The organism is Bacillus pumilus (assembly GCF_900186955.1).
Taxonomy (GTDB): Bacteria; Bacillota; Bacilli; order Bacillales; family Bacillaceae; genus Bacillus; species Bacillus pumilus.
Window position 1 is genome coordinate 3125357 of record NZ_LT906438.1, and the last position, 21778, is coordinate 3147134.

Consider the following 21778-nt stretch of genomic DNA (forward strand, 5'->3'; position numbering starts at 1 on the left):
AACGTTTCCCTTATTCCGTTCCTTTGGCAAATCCTTTTGACATAAATGGATAAAGCAAAATACCTACTAAGAACAGACCGATGCCAAGTCCAAATGTTTTCAAATCAGCTGTTCCTGAAATAATGACCCAAGCGGAATACCCCATCGCAACAAGCGCAATGATTCCGTCTCTTGTTCGCTTCCCTTTTTGAAGATCATACGTGTCACCTTGCATGATGACTTTAAAGCTATAGATCGAAGACACAATATACGGAATGAGATACGCAAGTGTCGCTGATGTCGTTAAAAAGGTAAAAGCTTCATTAATCGTACGAGACATCACTGAGAAAATAAACAGCTGTGACATGATATTTGTAACCGTTAAAGCAACAACAGGACTGCCTTTTTTGTTTGTTTTTGCAAATACTGCCGGGAAATCGCCAGCCTTTGCTGCTTGGTATGGTACTTCTGAACCAAGTAAGATCCAGCCAAGCATCGAGCCAAATAAACAAATAATCGCAAGCAATGCCATCACAATTCCACCAGCCGGTCCTATAATGAGCTGAAGCACGTCAACGAATGGTTTATCTGAGCCTTGCAACTGATCGTGCGGTAGGACGCCCATTGTAATCAAAGTAATAATCATGTAGATAGAAAGAGCAATTAAAAGACCTGTAATCGTTGCACGTTTCACATCGCGCTGCGAGGACGCTCTTCCTGATAAAATGACAGCAGATTCGATGCCAATAAATGCCCATAGAGTGGAAATGGCCGCATGATGAATTTGGCCTCCAAGTCCGAGCATTCCTTCGCCTTCTGCTGCAACTGGGAAGTAATAATGTTCAAATAATGCCGTTTGGAATGCAAATAATCCCGCAACAATAAAAAGGACGAATCCAAGTACCTTTGAAAAGGTCGTAATAAAGTTTAATTTACTTGCAGCACTTAAGCTTGTAATTAAGATCGTATGTGTTCCCCAAAGAAGAATGGTACATACAATAAACGTTGTCAGCTGACCAAGTGTGATCGCTTCTTTACCAAAGGTGAAAATCTCCGTCTTCACTGTGAGAATTGGGAAAAATGTCGTTAAATAACCGGCAAGACTCGTAATAATTGCGACATTACTAATCCAGCTTGCTACCCAATATCCCCAAACCATTGTAAAACCGGCCGCTTTCCCCTTTTTCGGATCGTTAAAAAGTGCTCTTGCATAACTTTGTGGTCCTGCCGTTAGCTGCGGCTTATGAATGGACAAATGCCCAAAAACAAGTGCAATCATCAGCACACCGCCACCTGTGACAAGCCATGCCATCGTCACACCTAAAGGACTCGCATGCTGGGCAAGCGTACTTGGCAGCATAAAGATGCCTGAACCTACCATATTTCCGACGACAAAAGCCGTCAATAACCAAAAACCCCATTTTTTTGTCTGTTCCATTTCCGTACCTCCGTTATATTCACTTCGGACCAGACCCGGCAGTATCTTCATTGATATATTTGTGAAGCAATGACTTGTATTCTTTATGTTCATTATGGGTCACTTTCTTAACAGCATACCCTTATCTTCGGTACTCAGAACATAAAAAAAAGCCTGAACAACAGTCCATGCTTTTCAAAACATACACCTTGATCTCCGGATAGCCCTCCACGCTTCAAAGACGTGGCAGTCCTGCATTTATTCAATGCAGACCCAGCATAAAGAAAGTTGGAGCTCTCTCTACACTTCGGCGCTGATGCCTTTTTTCTCATGATCTTCGATTCCATCTCTCCCATGAGTGACTCATCATCCGCGCAACCTCTACCTCACTGAGACATAGCGTGAGGATTTCTATTCATTTTTACTACACGAAGGTTATCAAACATTCTCACTTCTGTCAAAGGGAAAAACATAGAAAAAGGGCAGAGATCCTTTTCTCTGCCCTATACCTGTTTATTGATCGTTGTTTTTCTTCTTTTGTACAGCTTCCTGAAGCGGATCGCCTGCTAGCTCTTTGCTTGCTTCTTCTAACAGCTGATCTACTTGCTTGTGGTCTTTCTCGCTTTTCGCCTTTTTATCCTTTTGGAAAAATGACATCGCTGTTTCCTCCCTTTTCATAAAATGCGGTTGCCTGTTTAATTTGTGCTACAGTGCGCCGCATTATACAAAATGGAAAGGTTCAATCATCATGAAAGGTCTGTCTCATTTTTTGCAGATACGTCAAATAGGTCTTTAAGTCTTCCTTTGTGAAGTCTGACATCATATGCTGAATCACCTTTCCGAAAAGACGTGTGTGCTTTTCATAAATCACTTGCCCTTTTTCGGTGGCTTCTAATCGGACGAGCGAGGGGTCGTCTTTGTCCCGTTCTCTCTGAATATAGCCCTGCTCACATAATTTATTGAGTGCAATGGAGGCTGCACCTGGGTTTAAAGAGAGTCTTTGTTTCAGCTCTTCGGCATGTGATACTTTGCCTTGTATCAAAATAGAAAGAGCATATATCTGCGGAGGCGTGATGTCTTTTTCTAACTCAAGTAACTTGCGGTTTAATTTACGGCTGACTTCATAATGTACAAGAACAATTTCTTTTAAAATGTCTGCATTACCCATCCGAATCGCATCCTTATCGTTAGTATCAACATGACTTCCCCCTTATTATAGAATGTTTTTCCAATCAGCCAACCCTTTTGCCCTCTTTTTCTTTAGAAATAAGTCTTGCTGAATGAATTCACCCTTGATATAGTGAGGACTTGAACAAAAAACAGAACAGGAGTACGCATCATGACAGGAAAAACACACATTATGGGCGGAATCGCCGCCTCAACAGCCGTCGCCTACTACTACGGATTCGACCCAGTCATCATGGCTGCAGCTGGATCAGCAGGTGCTTTGATCCCCGATCTTTGCCATACAAAAAGTAAAATCGGTAGAAAATTTCCGCTGCTCTCGGCACTGATCAGCAGCGTATTCGGTCATCGCACGTTCACTCACAGTTTATTATTTCTGCTGATCATTTATTTTCTTGCGACAACATACATTCCAAATGACAGCCTAAGTATCGGTTTACTAGTTGGAATGGCGAGCCACCTTATCCTTGATACTGGAACAGTGAACGGCATTAAATTTTTATTTCCAGCTTCCATTAAAGTCCGTCTCCCCTTCTATGTCAAAACAGGCAGCACAGGAGAACAAGTCGTACTAGCTGCTCTCACTGTCGTCACCTGCTATTACATCGCCGTCATCTGCGGCATATCTATCCCCATCCAGTTCTAACAGAATAAAAAAGAGTTTTGCGAAAAAGATAAGATATGAATTGATCATTCCTCATTTTTTTAGTAGGTTTAAGATAAGTGTTTTTGCCTTGCAGCTGAATACAGAATGATGAGGAGATACATAAATGAAAGCGTTTTTCAAAAATCACTGGTTTTTAGTGTATTCCATCCTCTTCATGTGGATGAAAACATACATCATTTATCAACTAGGTTTTCACATACGAACGGCCAATCTGTTTCATGAATGGCTGCTTTTGATCAATCCCCTTAGCTTTCTACTCCCTTTGTTTGGGATAGCTCTTTTTTTAAATGAAACCAAACAAAAGGTTTTTTTATTGACTGCAAATTTTATTCTTACGGCGATTCTTATATCGAATACGATCTTTTATGGTTTTTACATTGATTTCATTACCATTCCCGTGCTATTCCAAGCGAAGAACATGGGAGATATGGGCAGCAGTATGACGGAATTATTCCACCCGCTCTTTGTGCTGATGCTCGTTGATTTTGTCGTACTTGCTTGGCTGCTCAAGCGCAAACCATTAGCCCCAAAAGCGTCATACAAGACGATCAAAACATATTATGCGATCTGTTGCAGCTTCCTATTGTTTCATGTCAGCTCAGCTATGATGGATCACCCTCGATTTCTGACAAGCTCTTATGATCGTGAAGTCATTGTCAGAAACCTCGGGCTATTCCAATTCCATCTTTACGACGGTGCTGCCCAAACGGCACGCATTGGACAAAAGGCTTTTGCAGATGAAGATACGCTTTCTACTGTAGCAAACTACACAAAGGCTGATTACAGCGCACCAAACGAAGAGTACTTCGGACTTGCTAAAGGCAAGAACGTTGTGTTCATTTCACTTGAATCCACGCAGCAATTTGTCATGAATCAAAAGGTAAATGGACAATATATCACTCCCTTTTTAAATCAATTGGCTAAAAAGAGTTTTTATTTTGATGAATTTTATCAGCAGACAGAGCAGGGGAAGACGTCGGATTCAGAGTTTATTGTCGCGAATTCCCTCTATCCTTCTAGCAGCGGTGCTGTCTTTTTCACAGCGAGTGATAATGAATATGATACGTTATACAAGCAGTTGAAAAAGGAAAACTATCAATCCGTCCAATTTCATGCGAATAATAAAACGTTTTGGAATCGTGATGTGATGTATGAATCTCTAGGAATTGATCGTTTTTATGATGTCGATTCATATCATGTCAATGAACGGAATTCCACTGGCTGGGGCTTAAAGGATATCGACTTCTTTGATCAATCCATTGATTATTTAAAAAAGTTGAAGCAGCCTTATTACAGTACGTTTATTACTTTGACCAATCATTTTCCATTTGAAATTGACCCGAAGGATCAGTTTATTGATGAATATGATTCGTCCAGTACCATCTTAAACCGCTATGTGACGACCGTCCGCTATCAAGATGAAGCGATTAAGATGTTTTTTGACCGTATGAAAGAAGAAGGATTGTATAACAATACGATGTTTGTCCTCATGGGTGACCATTATGGCATCTCTGAGGCACATCATGAGGCAATGGCACAGCTACTCAATCAAGAGGAAATCACACCGTTTGATGCGGTCAAACTGCAGCGTGTTCCGTTTTTGATTTACATTCCTGGTGTCACGGACCAAGCACCGCAGACGATTTCTGAAACAGCTGGTCAAATGGACGTCAAGCCGACACTTCTTCACTTACTAGGGATTGAAACGAAGGATTCCATTCAATTCGGCAATGATTTATTTTCAAATGAACGGACGCCTTTCGCTGTTCTGAGAAACGGTAACTTTATTACAGATGATTATCTCTATACAAAAAACACCTGCTATGATCAAAAAACAAAAGAACCCGTGAAGCAGGATGAGGTATGTCAGCCTTATATCGAAAAAGCCAATAAAGAGCTCTCCTTATCAGACAAGGTGATCAATGGGAATTTGCTGCGTTTTTATCAGCAGTAAACAGGATAAAACGATCTCCTTAGTCGTCACGCTGAAAGTCGCCCTTTGGCGGCTTTTTCTTTTCTCTTTTTATTGAAAGCCTATGAATGCTCAAATAAGTTTGCTTATAATAAAGGGAACTACATGATATTGAATGATAAGAGGTGTGAACATGAAGTATATATTCTTAGCCTTCATCTCCATATGTTTGCTTCTGAGTGGATGCCAAACAGAGATGAAGCCATCTAATTCGAATAAAAAAACAGAGCTTGTGATTTCAGCAGCGGCAAGTCTTCAGGATGCACTAAAGGAAATTGAAGCCTCCTTTCACAAACAGCATCCACATGTGACATTAACGAATAACTTCGGATCATCCGGCGCATTGAAGCAACAAATCGCTCAAGGAGCAAAAGCGGATCTCTTTTTCTCAGCAGCTGAAGAGCCCTTCGATGAACTTGTTCAATCCGGAGACATTGACCGAGAATATATCAAGGACGCCATACAAAATGAGCTAGTCCTTATTGTGCCAAAAGATGGCTCTTCCTCTATTAAAAGCTTTCAAGACGTCCAGCACGTAAAAGGAAAGATCGCTCTTGGCACACCTGAATCGGTTCCTGCTGGTACATATGGCAAAGAGATTTTCACAAAACTGAATATATGGGATCAAGTGAAAAAGAATGCTGTCTATGCCAAAGATGTACGGCAAGTTTTAAGCTACGTTGAAACTGGAAATGTCGAAGCAGGTGTTGTGTATAAAACAGACGCCCTCGTTTCTAAAAAAGTAAAGATTGCAGCTGAAGCAAATTCGGACATGCACTCCCCGGTTATATATCCAGTAGGGATTGTCAAAGGGACAAATCATCTTACGGAAGCCAAAGCCTTTTTTCAATTTCTTCAATCTGATAAAGCCACATCCATTTTTAAGAAATACGGCTTTCAAGTGTCGTAATGCCTATGCTGACTGAAGACTTTCTATCACCCATTTGGCTGTCCGTGCAAGTGGCTATCGTCAGCGGGCTGTTGGCCACAGTTTTTGGCACAACAATTGGCTTCTGGATGGCGCGAACAACTTTTAAAGGGAAAATGATTGTGGAAACGCTCCTGATGATGCCGCTCGTTCTCCCGCCAACAGTCGTTGGCTTTTTATTGCTCGTCGTATTCGGAAAGCATAGTGTAATAGGGGGCGCGATTGAATGGATCTTCCATCAGCCGGTCATTTTCACATGGTGGGCGGCGGTTATTGCTTCGACAGTCGTGGCATTTCCGCTCATGTATCAAACAGCAAAGGCGGGCTTTTCTACAATTGAGTCAGATATTGAAGGGGCTGCAAAAGTAGATGGTGCTCATTCATTCCAAGTCTTTGCCTATATCACCGTACCACTTGCCCTGCCTTCCCTCTTGTCAGGCAGCATCCTTAGCTTTGCAAGAGCCCTTGGAGAATTCGGGGCGACCTTAATGTTTGCCGGCAACATCCCAGGAAAAACCCAAACACTCCCAACCGCTATTTATGTGGCGATTGATTCTGGGCGCATGGAGCTTGCTTGGGCGTGGACGATCTGTATTGTGATCTTATCTTTTATTATGCTTTTGGCTGCGCGTAGAAGTAGTACGTAAAAAAATCCCCTTTCTCACATGAGAAAGAGGATTTTTTCATTTATTCAAACCCAACCGTCATCGTCTCTGGATTCGAGCCGACACGCTCGTTATTGTTTAATGCATCGATTTTTTCCATGTCTTCCTTTGATAATTCGAAATCAAAAATATCTGCATTTTGTTTAATGCGTTCTTCGTTGATTGATTTTGGAATCGTCACGACGCCGCTTTGCAGATCCCAGCGCAAGATGACCTGCGCAACAGATTTGTTGTAGCGTGCAGCCATGTCCTTTAATACGTCATGATCTAATAGCTTTCCTTGCATAAGCGGAGACCATGCTTCAATTTGAATGCCTTTTTCTTTTGCGTATTGACGTAGTTCGACAAGTGTCAGTTTCGGATGAAATTCAACTTGGTTCACGGCTGGAACAACTTCAGCATCTTTTAATAGCTCTTCTAAATGCTGAATGTAGAAGTTGCTGACGCCAATGGCTCTCACTTTCCCATCCTTGTAAAGCTTCTCAAGCGCACGCCATGTGTCTTTAAATGTTTCTGCATTTGGGCCAGGCCAATGAATCAAATAGAGGTCTAAGTAATCAAGACCTAATCGATTCAAGCTTGCGTCAAATGCAGCCAGCGCTTTATCATAGCCTTGATCCGTATTCCATACTTTAGACGTAATGAACAAATCTTCTCGTTTCACGCCAGATTCTTTAATTGCTTTGCCTACGCCTGTCTCATTTTTATAAACGGCAGCCGTATCAATACTGCGGTATCCGTTGCGTATGGCTGCTTTTACGGCATCTACCACTTGATTGCCGTCCTCCACTTTGAATACACCTAAACCAAACCAAGGCATTTCCACTCCGTTATTCAGTGTTACGGTATCATTCAAGCTTTTAACCATTTTAACAACCACCTTTTTCATAGATTCCATCTTTTTCATTATCTCACGTTGTCCATTAAAACTCTATTATCAGGCGTTTTTCTTCGCTTCGATGGCTAACAGCAAAGCACCTGTCATGCCGGCCTTGTCCTCAAGTCCAGGAGAGACAATGTATGTATCAAGCGGCGGCAGGTCTACATAATCATTGAGATACGCAACAAGCTTCTCTCGAATTAATGGAAAAAGCTGTTTTTGCTTCATGACGCCCCCGCCCATAATGATGCGCTCTGGGCTTAAAATGAGGGAGTACTGCATCAGCGCCTGCGCCAAATAATCGGCTTCAAGTGCCCAAACTGATTTTTCCTCCGTAAGCTCTTTAGCAGATTTCCCCCATCTTTTCTCAATCGCTGGTCCAGCTGCCAGTCCTTCTAAACACGTCCCATGCGCTGGGCAGACTCCTTCAAATACGTCTGATTCATGCTGCCTGACAAGGATATGCCCCATTTCTGGATGCGAATGACCGTGAAGAAGCTCGTTTTTTACAACAGCGCCAGCACCGATCCCCGTACCGACCGTGATATACAAACAACTATTCAGCCCTTTGGCTGCTCCTTTAGTTAATTCACCTAAGGCTGCCGCATTTACATCTGTTGTAAAAGATACTGGGACTTCTAATTGCTTCTCTAGCTCTGGGATGAACGGGTAATGCTTCCACTCTACTTTCGGCGTGTTCATGATATAACCGTAAGAAGGGTCGTCCTTTTGGACACAAATCGGTCCAAAGGAGCCGACCCCTAATGCTTCAATGTCATGCTGCTCGAAAAATGGGATGAGCTTTTGTAATGTTTTTTCTGGGTGCTCTGTAGGAATTGTCATTTCTTCGAGAATATCCCCGTGCTCATTGCCAATTGCACAACAAAACTTTGTACCGCCAGCTTCAATTGCTCCATAATACGCCATCATTGATCTCCCCCAGCTTGTTCTCTTTTTTCATCATAAAACATAGGGAAAAAGATAACAACATTACGTGTTGGTCAGGAGAACAGCTTCCATATCATTGATATACTCCCTTAGATGATGGGCAATATCACGATTGATTTCACCATTTTCATACAAAGTTTGAATTTCATTTCGAATCGTCTGTACAGCTTGGAAGTTAAGCTCTTTTTTCTTCCGGTCAAACGAACGGTCTTTTTGCTGAAAGAAGCTTGGACCGTGTTCACATCGATAAATGACTTGGTTGTAAAAGCCAATCACTTGGTGACACGTTTGTTTATTTTCATCGGTCATATGCTGTTTGATCGAGTCCACAGCAGCCTCTGCCGTTTTCTTACGGATTTGCTTGTACGAGTCTTCGTTTTCTAAAATACCGCTGGAAACGAGCTGATTCGGTCGCCATAATTGAAGCCACTGAAGCAAGCGCAGGAACTTCACTTTTGAAAAACGAATTTTGAAGGAGTTTGAATACAGCATTTCCAGCTCATGAAATCTCTCTTGCAACTCATAGGCTTCTTCTTTATCTAATTTCTCTTCATCAATTAATTGCTGAAGCTTCATTTGTTCTGCTTTAATTCCATGCAATCTGATTTTTCGTTCCTGTCTTCTCATCCCGAATTGGTAAGGCTCACGCTGGATATTACGCAGCTTCATTCGGTAATCATTAATGAGTGCTAGAGACACTTCCCTGTTGTCTTCATTCATTCCTTCTCTTAAGGTTTTAATGGCACTTCTCAGCAGCTTACGTTTCGCATGCTGAACCTTTGTATCCAAATCCACGGCGATTTGCTTGTCTTTTTTCTCAGATAAAAGAGGCAATAATACACTAGCTAAAATGAGTGTACATAAAATGACGCCTGCTGCGAGGAAAATAATCAAATGCCGCTCGGGGAATGGTGATCCGTCCGCAAGCGTAAATGGGATTGAGAAGGCACCAGCTAAAGTGACAGCACCACGAACACCAGAGAATGTCATCAGCATCGAAGCACGCAGCTTCGGTTTTTTCACATTCTGCTTTTTCGTTACACTCCAGTTACCTGCCCAGAAGAGCCATACCCATAAGAATCTCAGGATCATGAGACATAGCGTGATGATTAAGATGTAACTGATGACCTGCATATTATTAAACGCTTCATCCTGGAAAATCACTGTCGATACATCAGGAATCTGCAATCCAAGAATAACGAAAACAAGTCCGTTTAAAATAAATAAAATAATATTCCATGTGTTTGATGAAGCAATTTGCAGTTTGGCTAAATTTGCTTCCATTCGATCCTGCTCAATAGCGTGTGTCACACCGCCAGCAACAACGGCTAAAATACCGGATACACCAATTTCTTCAGCTGCTAAATAGATGACAAATGGTGTAAGGATTTGCAGAATGATATGCATCGTGACATCGTCCATTCCTAAACGGCGGAGAAAATAGCGAAAACGAATGATAAAAAAGGATAGAATAAATCCAGTCAATAGACCACCTGCGGCAATCAGGACAAAGCTAAAGGATGCCTCAGCAATTGAAAAAGCGCCAGTTACTGTTGCTGCAATGGCAAATTTAAAGGCGACAAGTCCTGATGCATCGTTCATCAATCCCTCGCCTTCCAGCAGTCTCATGATGCCCTTTGGCATATTCACACGGCTGGAAAGTGCACTGACTGCTACCACATCTGTCGGTGATAAAATCGCTGCAAGCGCAAATGCGGCTGGAAGTGGTATGCTTGGGATCATCCAATGGATGGTATATCCCGCGACAATGACTGTCGCAAAGACTAACCCTAGGGCTAACAGAAGAATCGGCGCTCTTAATTTCCACAGCTCGTCCCTTGGGGTACGCTTCCCGTCATTAAATAACAGCGGTGCAATGAATAAAACAAAGAATAGTTCAGGATTTAAAGAAATATGTAAACCTGAAGGAAAAGCTGCCACCAGTATTCCTAAGCCCACTTGAATTAACGGGACTGGAATAAAGGGGACAAAACGATTGATAATATTAGATGATGCAATGAGTGCAAGTAGTACGAGCACTGCCAAAAAAATCTCCACTAGTACGTGTCCCTCCTATTTTCATTTTTTCGTCAAGTTTTGCTTACATGCAAAGATGTGTTCATTTCGAGTTGATTCATCCGTCCGATCATAGAAGCTTCTTTAGTATTCCGCAAAATGTGAAACCAACACATAACAATCCATCTAGGCAAAAAAAGGCTGAATCCAGATATTCAGCCAGCTGACAAAATTTTCATCATATGTATTGTTCCAATGATGAACAAAAAGACCCTGCTTTTATTTTACACGAAAACTCCATTACCTGCTGACATCCAGCTCGTTTCAAACACAAAAAAAAGAGCGAAATCGCTCTTTTCTCGTTTTACCCTTTATTTAAAAAATAAGACCTAGCGGGAAGCCGCCATTTGAATAGGTAGGAACAAACCCTGCATACGACGAGGATGAGAAACAGCAAATACAAAGCAATCTCTCCTTGTGCTAAACCGAGTCCTACGAGTAAGCCGCCAAGTGCTGCCCAGACTGCGTAAATCTCCGCTTTTAGCACAAGCGGCTTTCGCCCTGCCAATAAATCACGCACAATTCCGCCACCGCTTCCAGTCAGAATGGCTGCCACAATGACCGCACTGAGCGGAAGCTCTCTTTGCACGGCAAATAATGCACCTTGAATCGCAAACGCTGCTAAGCCAATCGCATCCGAGAAATTCCCCCATGTGCTCCAGTGCTTGAGCAAAAGCTTTGGAAAAAGAAACACAATCGTAATGGATACAAGAGCAATGGTAAACATCTTGCCCTGTGACCATAAAGCAGACACCGGAAGACCGATTAATAGATTCCGAATCGCTCCACCGCCAAATGCTGTCACAATCCCTAAAATGTACACACCAAGAATATCGTACTCTTCCTCCATTGCCACTATCGCACCACTAATGGCGAACGCGATAATACCAATGATACTTAAGACTTCCCATGCCATTTTCCGCTTATCTCCTTACATGATCTGATCATCTAACACTACTCCCTTAATGTATATCTGACATAAGCGAAAAGCAATACAAATTTTCTTTAAATTTTATCTTTTTGCAAAAATAAAAAATAGCCCGCTAAAAAGCAGGCTATCTCTCAATCTTCTTTTGCATTTAACAGCAGCATACTGATGATAATCAGAATAAATGCAATAAGTGCTAATAGCGGAATGGTGATAAAACCAAACCAGTTCAAATAATCAACAGAACAAGGGATACCGCTGAGGCAAGGGCGAATCGACGCAAAGCCTGGGATCTTTTGTTCCATATAATGATAGATGGAAAAGCCAGCACCGATTACAGCTAAAGGCAGTACGTAATACTTCACTTTGACATCACCCCGGAACGTAGCAATTCCAAGTAAAAGCACGAGCGGGTACATGAAAATACGCTGGAACCAGCACATATCGCATGGAATAAACTTTTTGATTTCACTTAAATACAGGCTGCTCATCGTCGCAACGATCGAGACAATCCAAGCACTGTACAAGTAAATAAGCTTATTCTTCATGATTTCTTCCCTTTAAGCTCTTGATCAATTAATTCTTTGATTTCATCATAGTCATAGAAGTTTTGAACTTGTTTATTGTTAATGAAAATCGTTGGTGTTGAATTCACTTTGTATTTGTTCACAAGCTGATCGTCTGTGTTCAGCTGCGGCTGATACGTTTTCTTTGATAGGTTATCTTTGAGTTTGTCCGTATCAATTTTTGTTGTCTTTTTCGCTAATTCAGTCAGCTTAGCAGGCGTAACCCATTCTGCTTCACTATCTGGCTGTGCTTGATAGACAGCTTCATGATATGCCCAGAAGTTTTTTGGATCTTCTTTCCATACTTCTTCAGAAGCTAGTGCTGCTAACACTGCGCCATCTCCATGAACAGGCAGTGGCAAGTTAATAAATGAAAATGATACATCGCCTTTATCTATGTAGTCTGCTTTCAGTTTTGGGAAAATGTCTGTTTCGAATGATTTACATGACGGACATTTGTAGTCCCCAAACTCGACAATTTGCACCGCTGCATCTTTGTCTCCTATGACAGGCTGTCCTTTAATCGAAGGCTTACTGTCAACTGTTTGTGCTTCTTGGCTGTTCTTGTTTCCAATCACAACAAATATACCGATGAGAAGAGCTGCGATGATGGTTAAAATGACAGCAAATTTAATGGATGAAGATTGATTATTTTTCTTACTCACATAAGCACCTACCTTATCTTTTTCATTCCTTTTAAAAAAGAAAAAGGATAATAGCTTAGAAAAATGCCATTATCCAACTTCTTCTATTTTAACAAGAGGGGGTCCATTATGAAAGATGGTATTCATGAAATTTTCCTTACAATTTTATTTCATGACCCTCATCGCATTTAAAACAGCGAGTACGGTGACACCGACATCCGAGAAGACGGCTTCCCACATCGTCGCAATTCCGAATGCTCCGAGTAATAGGAAAACGCCTTTGACACCAAGGGCAAATGCGATATTCTGCCAGACAATCCTTCTTGTTCGTTTTGCGACAGCGATGGCTTCTGCTACCTTTGATGGCTGGTCCGTCATGATGACGATATCAGCCGCTTCGACAGCTGCATCTGAACCAAGCCCGCCCATTGCAATTCCTATGTCCGCTCTTGCTAATACCGGTGTATCATTAATGCCGTCCCCAACAAATAATAGCTTTTCTTGAGGCGCTTTTTTCTGATCAATTTCTTCTAATTTCGTTACTTTGTCCTGCGGTAATAATTCTGCATGTACTTCATCAATGCCAATTTGCTTAGCGACCGCAGTTCCGACTTGCTTAGCATCACCAGTGAGCATGACGGTTTGAATACCAGACGCTTTTAGAGCAGAAACGGCTTCGATTGCATCGTCCTTTAATTCATCTGCGATCAAGATTGATCCGGCAAACTCACCGTTAATTGCCATGTACACAACGGTTCCGCTTCTTTTTTCTTTTTCATACGCAATGTCTTCTCGCTCCATCAGGCGGTGATTTCCCGCTAAGACGTGAGATCCGCTGATGGTCGCTTTAATTCCATGTCCCGCGATATCCTCATATGCTTCGATCTGGCTTTCATCAAGCGGTGAGCTATATGCCGCTTTAATCGATTCTGCAATAGGGTGAGAGGAATGGGCTTCTGCTAGTGCTGCAAAAGAAAGCAGCTCTTCTTCTGACCACTTGTCACTGACTGTGGCAATATTGGTCACTGTAAAGTTTCCTTTTGTAAGCGTGCCCGTCTTATCAAATACCGCATATTTCACAGAATTCAATGCTTCTAAATAGTTACTGCCTTTGACAAGGATGCCTCGTTTAGACGCTGCCCCAATCCCCCCGAAAAATCCTAATGGAATGGATACAACAAGAGCACAAGGACAAGAGATCACGAGAAAGACAAGTGCCCGGTACACCCAATCAGACAATTGTGCTGATGGAATAAGAAGCGGCGGCACAAAGGCAAGCAATAAGGCGAGTACGACGACAGCCGGTGTATAATATTTCGCAAATTTTGTAATGAAATTTTCTGTCTGTGCTTTTCGGCTGCTTGCATTCTCAACCAAATCTAAAATTTTCGTCACAGCCGATTCGCTTAACTCTTTTTGAACTTCAATTTCAAGTATACCGTTTTGATTCACAAATCCTGCAAGAACTTCTTTTCCCGCTTCTACATCCCGCGGCACCGACTCCCCTGTTAATGCGGATGTATCAACAAGCGAGAAGCCCTCAATAACGAGCCCATCCAGCGGAATTTTTTCACCAGGCTTCACGACAATACGGTCACCGGCTTTTACTTCTTCTGGATTCACTTTTTTCGTTTCATTTCCGACTTTTAGATTCGCGTATTCTGGACGTATATTCATTAATTCACTAATTGAACGTCTTGAACGGTTCACTGCCGCCCCTTGGAAGAGCTCTCCAATTTGGTAAAAGAGCATCACTGCCAGTGCCTCTGGATATTGCTGAATCACAAAAGCGCCAACTGTTGCAATGGTCATTAAAAAGTTCTCATCAAATACTTGGCCTCGCACGATATTTTTCAGCGCTTTAAAAACCACATCACCGCCGACTAGTAAATATGCTGCGAAGAACATAAGGAACTTTAATACACCATCTTCAGGTATAAAGAAAGCGGCTGTTCCAATGACTGCACCGCCAATTAATTTCAGCACAATCGTTTTTAAATTTTTTGTCCCATGATCATGATCGTGATGATGTCCTTCTTCTTTCGGTGATACACTCACATGAGGTTCAATGGACTGAACAGTTTTTTCAATACGCTTTGTCATCGTTTCTTGCTTATCTGCATGCGTCACAGTCAAGGTGCCTGTCGCAAAGTTAACAGAGCAAGCTTCCACTCCATCCATTTTGCTGACTCCTGTTTCTATTTTCCGTGCACAGTTGCCGCAATCAAGACCGCTTAATACGTATTCATCCTTCATCTTTTTCATGTTCTCACCTTTTTCTATATGATAAGTAACGTTCCCTGGATCGATTCAACCTATTAAAAATTAAAAACTTTATATATGAGCATATATTCATATATTGGATTACCCTTATTATATGAGGATTTCTTATCTTCTGTCAATCATTTATGAAGAAATAATTGGTTTTTTGTGTCCCATTCTGTCACACGGATTTTCAATAAACCAAGCTCATGTCCCCCGCTCACCACATAACATAAAAACGATCGTTTGATCTCTGACAGAATAAGTGCAGTTTTTTCTCTTTACAAAAGAAGGACAGACGCTTAGAATGAAATAAAAGTTTCCTCAAGGAAACAAATTAGCGTTAGAGAATCATTTCATCCTTTAGTCAAAATTATTTAATGTATGCATATATCTTTAGGAAGTGCAATGATGATCGAAAGGGGCCGCAAGAGATGCCAAATGCTTTAACAATCGACCGTCTTCATGTCTCATATCACGGGCAGGATGCTTTAGAGAACATCTCTCTTTCCATACAGGAAGGAACGATGACAGGAATCATAGGTCCAAATGGTGCCGGTAAATCGACTTTACTCAAGGCATGCTTGGATTTAATTGAAAAAGATCAAGGGGATATTCGCTTTTTTGAACAGCCTTTTAAACAAGTTAGAAAACAGATCGCCTATGTACCTCAGAGAAATGATCTAGACTGGACGTTTCCTATTCATGTGCTGGATACCGTCCTACTTGGAACATATCCGAAGCTTGGCCTGATCAAACGTCCGAAAAAAGAAGACCGGGCATATGCGTACCACTGTTTAGAAAAAGTCGGCATGCAGGATTTTGCCAAAAGACAAATTGGTGAGTTATCCGGCGGTCAGCAGCAGCGTGTCTTCCTTGCAAGAGCACTTGCGCAAAATGCACAGCTCTTCTGTTTGGATGAACCATTTGTTGGGATTGATATGGCAAGTGAAGAAACGATGGTTCGCATTTTGAAGGAATTACGTGATGAAGGAAAAACCATTTTGGTGGTCCATCATGATTTAAGTAAAGCCGGTGATTACTTCAGCCATCTCGTTCTGTTAAATAAAAAACTCATCAAAGCTGGACCTGTACACGACATCCTTCGCCCAGAGGTCATGCTGGAGGCATATGAAACGCAGCTACCATTCTTAAAATCAGCAGGGGGAGACGTGTAATGGAATTTTTAACCGGACTCTTTGAATATGCATTTTTACAAAAAGCGTTATTTACATCCGTGATGGTAGGCATTATTTGCGGGGTCATTGGCTGCTTTATCATTTTACGGGGCATGGCCTTGATGGGAGACGCCATATCGCATGCTGTGCTGCCAGGTGTCGCCATCTCTTATATGCTGGGAATTAACTTTTTCTTCGGAGCCGTCTTAACTGGCGTATTAACAGCGATTGGGATCGGATACGTGAGTCAAAACAGCCGCATTAAAAATGACTCTGCGATTGGCATTGTCTTCACCGCTTTTTTCTCAATCGGGATCATCTTGATCACATTTTTGAAAAGTTCCAGTGATTTATATCATATCTTGTTTGGAAACGTTCTAGCTGTTCGATCATCTGATATGTGGATTACGCTTGGCATCGGCATTTTTATCCTGCTGGCCGTCATCATTTTCTACAAAGAATTGCTCATTAGTTCATTTGATCCGGTGATTTCTTCGGTTTACGGTTTACCGAATCGAATGATCCATTATTTTCTCATGACCTTGTTGACCCTTGTGACCGTTGCTTCACTACAAACTGTTGGGATTATTCTTGTCGTTGCCATGCTTATTACGCCGGCAGCCACTGCGTATCTCTTAACAGACCGGCTATGGATTATGATTTATTTATCTGCATTTTTCGGGGCAGTTTCTGCCGTTGCCGGTCTTGGGCTTAGTTTTACGTATAACTTGTCGTCTGGCGCTTCTATCGTGCTAGTTGCGACCATTTTATTCGGGAGTGCCTTTATCCTTTCACCAAAGCAAGGAATTCTATGGAGATCATTAAGATCTAAACGAAAACGAACGCAGCTAAAAAAGGAAGCGTCTATGTAAAAGGAGGACATATATGAAGAAGGTATTTGCAATCCGTTTGACCGCAGTATTCATTGCCCTTATGGTCATCACAGGCTGTTCTACAAAACAAAATAATTCCGGCAAAGATGACGGCACATTAAAAGTCGTCACGACCTACTCCATTCTTTATGACATTGTGAAGGAAGTAGGCGGAGAGCATGTCTCTATTCACAGCATTGTTCCCATTGGTACAGACCCACATGAATTTGACCCACTGCCAAAGGATGTTCAGCATACAACGGATGCAGACCTTGTTCTATATAATGGCTTAAACCTTGAAACAGGGAATGGCTGGTTTCAAAAGCTGCTCGAATCGAGTGGCAAGGACGGGGATGATGCACCTGTAGCCGAAATGAGTAAAGGCGTCAAAGTAAAACATTTATCTTCAAAAGGCCTCGAAAGCCAGCAGGACCCACATGCTTGGCTAAATGTCGAAAATGGGATTCTGTATGCTAAAAATGCCAGAGATGCACTTATTAAAGCGGACCCTGAGCATCAAGAGGATTACGAAAAAAATGCAGAAGACTATATCAAAAAGCTTCAAGCGCTTCATGATGAAGCAAAAGACAAGTTCGACCAGCTGCCAAAAGACAAAAAGCGTCTTGTGACAAGTGAGGGAGCCTTCAAGTATTTTGCAGATGCCTATAGACTAAAGGCAGGCTACATTTGGGAGATCAACACAGAGAATGAAGGAACACCTGGACAAATGAAGCGCATCATTCATTTCGTCAAAGATCATCAAGTGCCTGCGCTCTTTCTTGAAACAAGTGTCGATCCACGCAGCCTTGAAAGCCTATCTGAAGAAACTGGGGTTCCGATTAAAGGAAAAGTATTTACTGACTCCATTGGAAAGAAAGGTGAAGATGGGGACAGTTACTATAAGATGATGAAATGGAATATTGACACCATTTACAAAGGGCTTTCATCATAAGAAAAGACAGGCGGAGTGAGTTCGCCTGTCTTTTTTATTAGCTGGCTATATTTTGCGGGTGTTTTTTCGGCCAGATCACATAGCTGATGCTAATGACGAAATCAATGGCTAAGACCATTCCCCATACTCTCGCTAGCTGCATCAGTGCTTCCGTTCGTTCTGGTGCTTGGATGAGATAAGATAACCCAAATAGTAGACCGGCTCCGATGACATAAGAGACGAGATGCCGCGTCCAGCCGACTATTTCATATACAGACCGTTCCTTCCCGTACTTTGGTCTTCCCTTCGGCTTAGGGCCTCCTGCAAATCGATAAGCAAACCGGACATCTGCCCATTTCACCATTTGATGTCCAAAAGCGAGACTCACCCCAATATAAACAGCTGCGAGCCCGTGAATGACACTTGCCACAGCCCCCTCTCTTAAATCCATATACGTCGCTGCAAGAAGTATGAGATCCAAAATCGGTGTACAAATGAGGAAGAAGGCGCCCCACTTTTTCTGTCTAAACACATAACGAAGTGTTAACCCCACCAGAATAAACAGCCAAAAGCCAATTTCACATGCCACAATCAATAACCCGATCAATATTCACCACATCCTTTTTAATACGATTGTATTAAATAAAAAATAACACAACTGTGTTAAAAAAACAATAGCTGTGCTAAAATCAATGTATGCCAAAAATCGTCGATCACTATAAACAAAAACAAAAAGTCGCTCAAGCTGCCATGAGAGTGATTAAACAGGATGGATTGGAAAACGCTTCTGTACGAAAAGTAGCGGTAGAAGCTGGCATTTCAGCGGGCTCTATGCGTCATTATTTCTCCACACAGCAGGAGCTATTTCTTTTCTCTATGACATTGATTCAGGAAAGAGTCAAAGAGCGGATGACAGGACTTCAGCTGAACGGTTCAACGGAAGAAAATGTCTTCGCGTTATTGGAGCAGGTTCTCCCACTTGATGAAGAACGAAGATTTGAAATGGAGGTGTGGCAGGCTTTTACAGTCAAGTCGATGACTGAACCTGATTTACAGCCGCTCAATGCAAAGATGTATGACGAGCTTTTCCAAATGACCCAATATTGTTTAATGAAATTAAAAGAGGATGGGCTCTTGCTTGATCATATCGATCTTTTAGTCGAAACTGAGCGGCTTTATGCGGTCATCAATGGGCTTGCATTGAATGGAATCTTGCAGCCTCATCGCTTACCGCCTCAGCTCATACGCTCCGTACTGCAGATGCACCTGCAATCCATCACCAAAAAAGACATGTCTCCCTCATGAGGGAGCATGTCTTTTTTTAATCTTCCATAAAAATACGTTTTGCTTCGTAGTAGAGTACCTGCACAAATTTCTTCACATTGATACGGGTATGTTCTTCTCTACCGCTCGTCTCTTTTGTTAATTCACTCATTTTCTTTCGCACGATGGTGAAATCAAAGAATTTAGAAGCGTAATTTTCAAAGGTCGGATGAGAAAAATCAGTTAACCCAAGTGAAGCGATGTGTTTCAAGGATTGATTGATCGCACGCCTCACCCGCTGTTCCGCTGCTTTCGCTTCTCTTGCAATGTCTGCCGATGTGTAAGGCTCATTTAATTTATCCTCGGTGACACCCGTGAAAATGACCTTTAAAGAAGGAAATGAATCATGATGTTCGGTATGTAGCGCTAAATACTGATCTGTGAAGAGGATCATATCTAATAAATCTTTAGATCCCTTTTCGCCCACAATTCCAAGCTCTGCAAGCAAGAACTGGCCTGCCTCTGCAAGACTTTTCCCACGCTGCTTCGTTTTCGTCTGACCGCGCTGCTGAAACTGCATGACGGATTTGAGTGAGTGCTGAATATTTTCAATTGAATGCTCTAAATGAAGCCGCTCAATCATGAGGTGGAGCACACTTAAGACCTCTACACGATTGATTGGCTTTGTCACATAATACTCGACACCAAGCGTATACGCCTGGCCGATTAATTCCTTTGTTTCTACCTGTGACAGCATTAAGTATTTGCCATGAAACTCATCCTTAATGGCTCGAATCGTTTCAAGTCCGTCTCGTTCCGGCATCAATAGATCAATACATAAGATATCAATGTGCAAATCATTTAAGTAGCTTGCCGTTAACTCTGCGCCATCCTCTGCTTCTCCCGCGACGAAGCCAAGCTCTTCATCTTCAATGAGCTGAGCGAGTGAAGAACGCACGGCTTCATCATCATCCACAATAAAAAATCTCATCTCCCAATCCCCTCTTTTCTACTAACTTGATCCATTGGTATCGTTAACGTGAAAGTCGTTTGTTTATTTGGGATACTCTTCATCTCAACACTTCCGCCAAGCTTCTCCGCTGTATCCTTTACATAGGAAAGACCGATACCACTTGATGGATTCCCAGCCTGATCGTATTTTAAAGTAAAACCGGGTTTAAAAATCACATGATGATTACGCTCTTTAATGCCAGGCCCGTTGTCACTAATTTGAAAGATCACATGGCTCTCTTTCTGGGAAATAGAGAGTGACACCTCTCCATCCACCGGAATGGCTTCGACAGCATTGGAAACGATATTATTTAACAAAGATAGAATGGTATACACGTGATAGACGGGATGCTGCCCATCTTCATCATAATGAAAGACAATGTTTTTTTTAAGAGATTCTGCGTAATTTTCATGAATACGAATCACGAGCCCAGCAATATGCGCAGGACTTGCATACGCCTGAAAATTTTCTTCATGAATCAGCTTTGATAATGCAGAAAAAATCCGCTGGTTATCCTTTTTGATCTCATGCACCTCTCCTGCGATTTGCAGGGCTGTTTTTCCGAGCTTTTTCAAATCCAATGACTCTGCATCCTTTGCGTGATGCAGGGATTGATACAATTGATAGGATGTCGCTGTAATGTGCTCAGCATGTGCAAGTGTTTTATGAAAGTATGTAGATTCCGTGTAAAGATTAGACAGGAGCATGAGCAGATGTTCCTTTTCCTTTTTCATCTGACGCTCTCTCGCCTGCTCTTCATATAATCGAATCATTGTATAACAAGCCAACACGAAAAAGCTTCTGAAAATCGCCAACACGAAAAGTTGAAACAGCGTCCGCATCGTTAAAATTTCATCGATGGTGCCACGAAGTGCAATCATTTCAACAACGCTCGCGCATAGCTCCATGATGATACCTGTCGCTCCAATCAGCCAAGGCTGATCGCGGAAACGTCTGACCTTTAATAAATAAAAGAGCGTGCCGTAGACGACGTAATAAAGCAGGGAAGGAAATCTTAAAGAAATCGCCTCTTCCAGCGGAAGATGACCTGTGACGGCTGTATCAAGAAGCACGCGAAACGCAAAAACAGAAACCCCTGCAATGATACCGCTTGCCCATGCCGGGAATTTTTTCATTTGAAGTAGGATAAAGAAAAAGACAACGGTTCCAAAGCTGACCCGAAAGCTGTCCTCAAATGGATAAAATTTAAATTCTCCGCCAATCGGTGTCAGTACAATGAGCATCACAATTAAATAAGGCTCTGTATTTAGCCATTTTTTCAGTAGATTCAAACGCAGTCACATCCCTAATAATTGACGATAGTATACTATGTGGGCTTGAGAAAAACAAACATCCATGAAAAAGCGCACACCGGAACTTTGTCGGTGTGCGCTTCTCATGATGC

21 protein-coding genes and 1 riboswitch are annotated in these 21778 nt (G+C 42.1%); of the genes, 8 read left to right on the plus strand and 13 right to left on the minus strand.

Annotated features, from left to right (window positions below; all coding sequences use genetic code 11):
* Window positions 1-10: 10 nt before the first annotated feature.
* The 3 genes from CKW02_RS16450 to CKW02_RS16465 form a co-directional block, all read right to left on the minus strand.
* Window positions 11-1417, minus strand: coding sequence for an amino acid permease (locus CKW02_RS16450; protein ID WP_003212967.1), 1407 nt, complete (start codon window positions 1415-1417; stop codon window positions 11-13).
* Window positions 1418-1609: 192 nt separating this feature from the next.
* A riboswitch (Lysine riboswitch) is annotated at window positions 1610-1788 on the minus strand.
* 121 nt (window positions 1789-1909) lie between these two features.
* Window positions 1910-2053 carry a small acid-soluble spore protein SspJ gene (sspJ, locus tag CKW02_RS16460; RefSeq protein ID WP_003213383.1) on the minus strand — a complete coding sequence of 48 codons (144 nt, stop codon included), beginning with the start codon at window positions 2051-2053 and terminating at the stop codon, window positions 1910-1912.
* An 82-nt stretch (window positions 2054-2135) separates the two neighbouring features.
* Complete coding sequence (locus CKW02_RS16465) at window positions 2136-2564, minus strand: MarR family winged helix-turn-helix transcriptional regulator (protein ID WP_003213061.1); 429 nt, start codon at window positions 2562-2564, stop codon at window positions 2136-2138.
* Between the two features lie 171 nt (window positions 2565-2735).
* Here CKW02_RS16465 and CKW02_RS16470 point away from each other — a divergent pair, with 171 nt between their 5' ends.
* The 4 genes from CKW02_RS16470 to modB all read left to right on the plus strand — a co-directional run bounded on the left by CKW02_RS16470 (window position 2736) and on the right by modB (window position 6795).
* Entirely contained in the window at window positions 2736-3227 is a 492-nt protein-coding gene (locus tag CKW02_RS16470; RefSeq protein ID WP_003213230.1) for a metal-dependent hydrolase, read from the plus strand.
* 124 nt (window positions 3228-3351) lie between these two features.
* A complete protein-coding gene (locus CKW02_RS16475; RefSeq protein ID WP_003213307.1) occupies window positions 3352-5202 on the plus strand; it encodes an LTA synthase family protein in 1851 nt (616 codons plus the stop codon).
* A 151-nt stretch (window positions 5203-5353) separates the two neighbouring features.
* A complete protein-coding gene (modA, locus tag CKW02_RS16480) occupies window positions 5354-6130 on the plus strand; it encodes a molybdate ABC transporter substrate-binding protein (RefSeq protein ID WP_034620123.1) in 777 nt (258 codons plus the stop codon).
* Window positions 6130-6795 carry a molybdate ABC transporter permease subunit gene (gene modB / locus CKW02_RS16485; RefSeq protein WP_095117881.1) on the plus strand — a complete coding sequence of 222 codons (666 nt, stop codon included), beginning with the start codon at window positions 6130-6132 and terminating at the stop codon, window positions 6793-6795. Before modA ends, modB begins: the two co-directional genes overlap by 1 nt.
* Before the next feature lie 40 nt (window positions 6796-6835).
* Here modB and CKW02_RS16490 read toward each other — a convergent pair whose 3' ends face one another.
* The 7 genes from CKW02_RS16490 to CKW02_RS16520 all read right to left on the minus strand — a co-directional run bounded on the left by CKW02_RS16490 (window position 6836) and on the right by CKW02_RS16520 (window position 15120).
* Complete coding sequence (locus CKW02_RS16490; RefSeq protein WP_012011253.1) at window positions 6836-7681, minus strand: aldo/keto reductase; 846 nt, start codon at window positions 7679-7681, stop codon at window positions 6836-6838.
* A gap of 69 nt (window positions 7682-7750) precedes the next feature.
* Entirely contained in the window at window positions 7751-8620 is an 870-nt protein-coding gene (locus CKW02_RS16495) for an ROK family protein (RefSeq protein ID WP_003213732.1), read from the minus strand.
* Window positions 8621-8683: 63 nt separating this feature from the next.
* Complete coding sequence (locus CKW02_RS16500) at window positions 8684-10699, minus strand: Na+/H+ antiporter (RefSeq protein WP_003212699.1); 2016 nt, start codon at window positions 10697-10699, stop codon at window positions 8684-8686.
* A 322-nt stretch (window positions 10700-11021) separates the two neighbouring features.
* A complete protein-coding gene (locus CKW02_RS16505; RefSeq protein WP_003212961.1) occupies window positions 11022-11633 on the minus strand; it encodes a trimeric intracellular cation channel family protein in 612 nt (203 codons plus the stop codon).
* A gap of 146 nt (window positions 11634-11779) precedes the next feature.
* The gene (locus tag CKW02_RS16510) at window positions 11780-12193 is read right to left on the minus strand and encodes a disulfide oxidoreductase (protein ID WP_003212957.1); all 414 of its coding nucleotides are present in this window, start codon (window positions 12191-12193) and stop codon (window positions 11780-11782) included.
* Entirely contained in the window at window positions 12190-12876 is a 687-nt protein-coding gene (locus CKW02_RS16515; protein WP_003213514.1) for a DsbA family protein, read from the minus strand. The genes CKW02_RS16510 and CKW02_RS16515 overlap by 4 nt, the downstream gene beginning before the upstream one ends.
* Before the next feature lie 144 nt (window positions 12877-13020).
* Window positions 13021-15120 (minus strand): heavy metal translocating P-type ATPase, encoded by a 2100-nt coding sequence (locus CKW02_RS16520; RefSeq protein WP_003213268.1) that lies wholly within the window; start codon window positions 15118-15120, stop codon window positions 13021-13023.
* Window positions 15121-15551: 431 nt separating this feature from the next.
* Between CKW02_RS16520 and CKW02_RS16525 the strand changes: the two genes are divergently transcribed.
* Genes CKW02_RS16525 through CKW02_RS16535 form a run of 3 tightly spaced genes read left to right on the plus strand, consistent with a single transcriptional unit; the run spans window position 15552 to window position 18119 of the window.
* Complete coding sequence (locus tag CKW02_RS16525; RefSeq protein ID WP_095117883.1) at window positions 15552-16295, plus strand: metal ABC transporter ATP-binding protein; 744 nt, start codon at window positions 15552-15554, stop codon at window positions 16293-16295.
* Entirely contained in the window at window positions 16295-17167 is an 873-nt protein-coding gene (locus CKW02_RS16530) for a metal ABC transporter permease (RefSeq protein WP_003212785.1), read from the plus strand. The genes CKW02_RS16525 and CKW02_RS16530 overlap by 1 nt, the downstream gene beginning before the upstream one ends.
* A 13-nt stretch (window positions 17168-17180) precedes the next feature.
* The gene (locus tag CKW02_RS16535) at window positions 17181-18119 is read left to right on the plus strand and encodes a metal ABC transporter substrate-binding protein (RefSeq protein ID WP_003212983.1); all 939 of its coding nucleotides are present in this window, start codon (window positions 17181-17183) and stop codon (window positions 18117-18119) included.
* 37 nt (window positions 18120-18156) lie between these two features.
* Here CKW02_RS16535 and CKW02_RS16540 read toward each other — a convergent pair whose 3' ends face one another.
* Window positions 18157-18705, minus strand: a complete 549-nt coding sequence (locus CKW02_RS16540; protein WP_003213116.1) for a hypothetical protein — start codon at window positions 18703-18705, stop codon at window positions 18157-18159.
* A gap of 89 nt (window positions 18706-18794) precedes the next feature.
* On the opposite strand from CKW02_RS16540, the gene CKW02_RS16545 reads away from it, so the two are divergent.
* The gene (locus CKW02_RS16545) at window positions 18795-19403 is read left to right on the plus strand and encodes a TetR/AcrR family transcriptional regulator (RefSeq protein ID WP_003212981.1); all 609 of its coding nucleotides are present in this window, start codon (window positions 18795-18797) and stop codon (window positions 19401-19403) included.
* Window positions 19404-19419: 16 nt separating this feature from the next.
* On the opposite strand, the gene CKW02_RS16550 is transcribed toward CKW02_RS16545, so the two are convergent.
* Window positions 19420-20352: a response regulator gene (locus tag CKW02_RS16550; RefSeq protein ID WP_003212842.1), complete on the minus strand. Its 933-nt coding sequence runs from the start codon at window positions 20350-20352 to the stop codon at window positions 19420-19422.
* On the minus strand, window positions 20349-21665 hold the full coding sequence (locus CKW02_RS16555; RefSeq protein WP_003213283.1) for a sensor histidine kinase: 1317 nt from the start codon (window positions 21663-21665) through the stop codon (window positions 20349-20351). The genes CKW02_RS16550 and CKW02_RS16555 overlap by 4 nt, the downstream gene beginning before the upstream one ends.
* Between the last annotated feature and the right edge of the window lie 113 nt (window positions 21666-21778).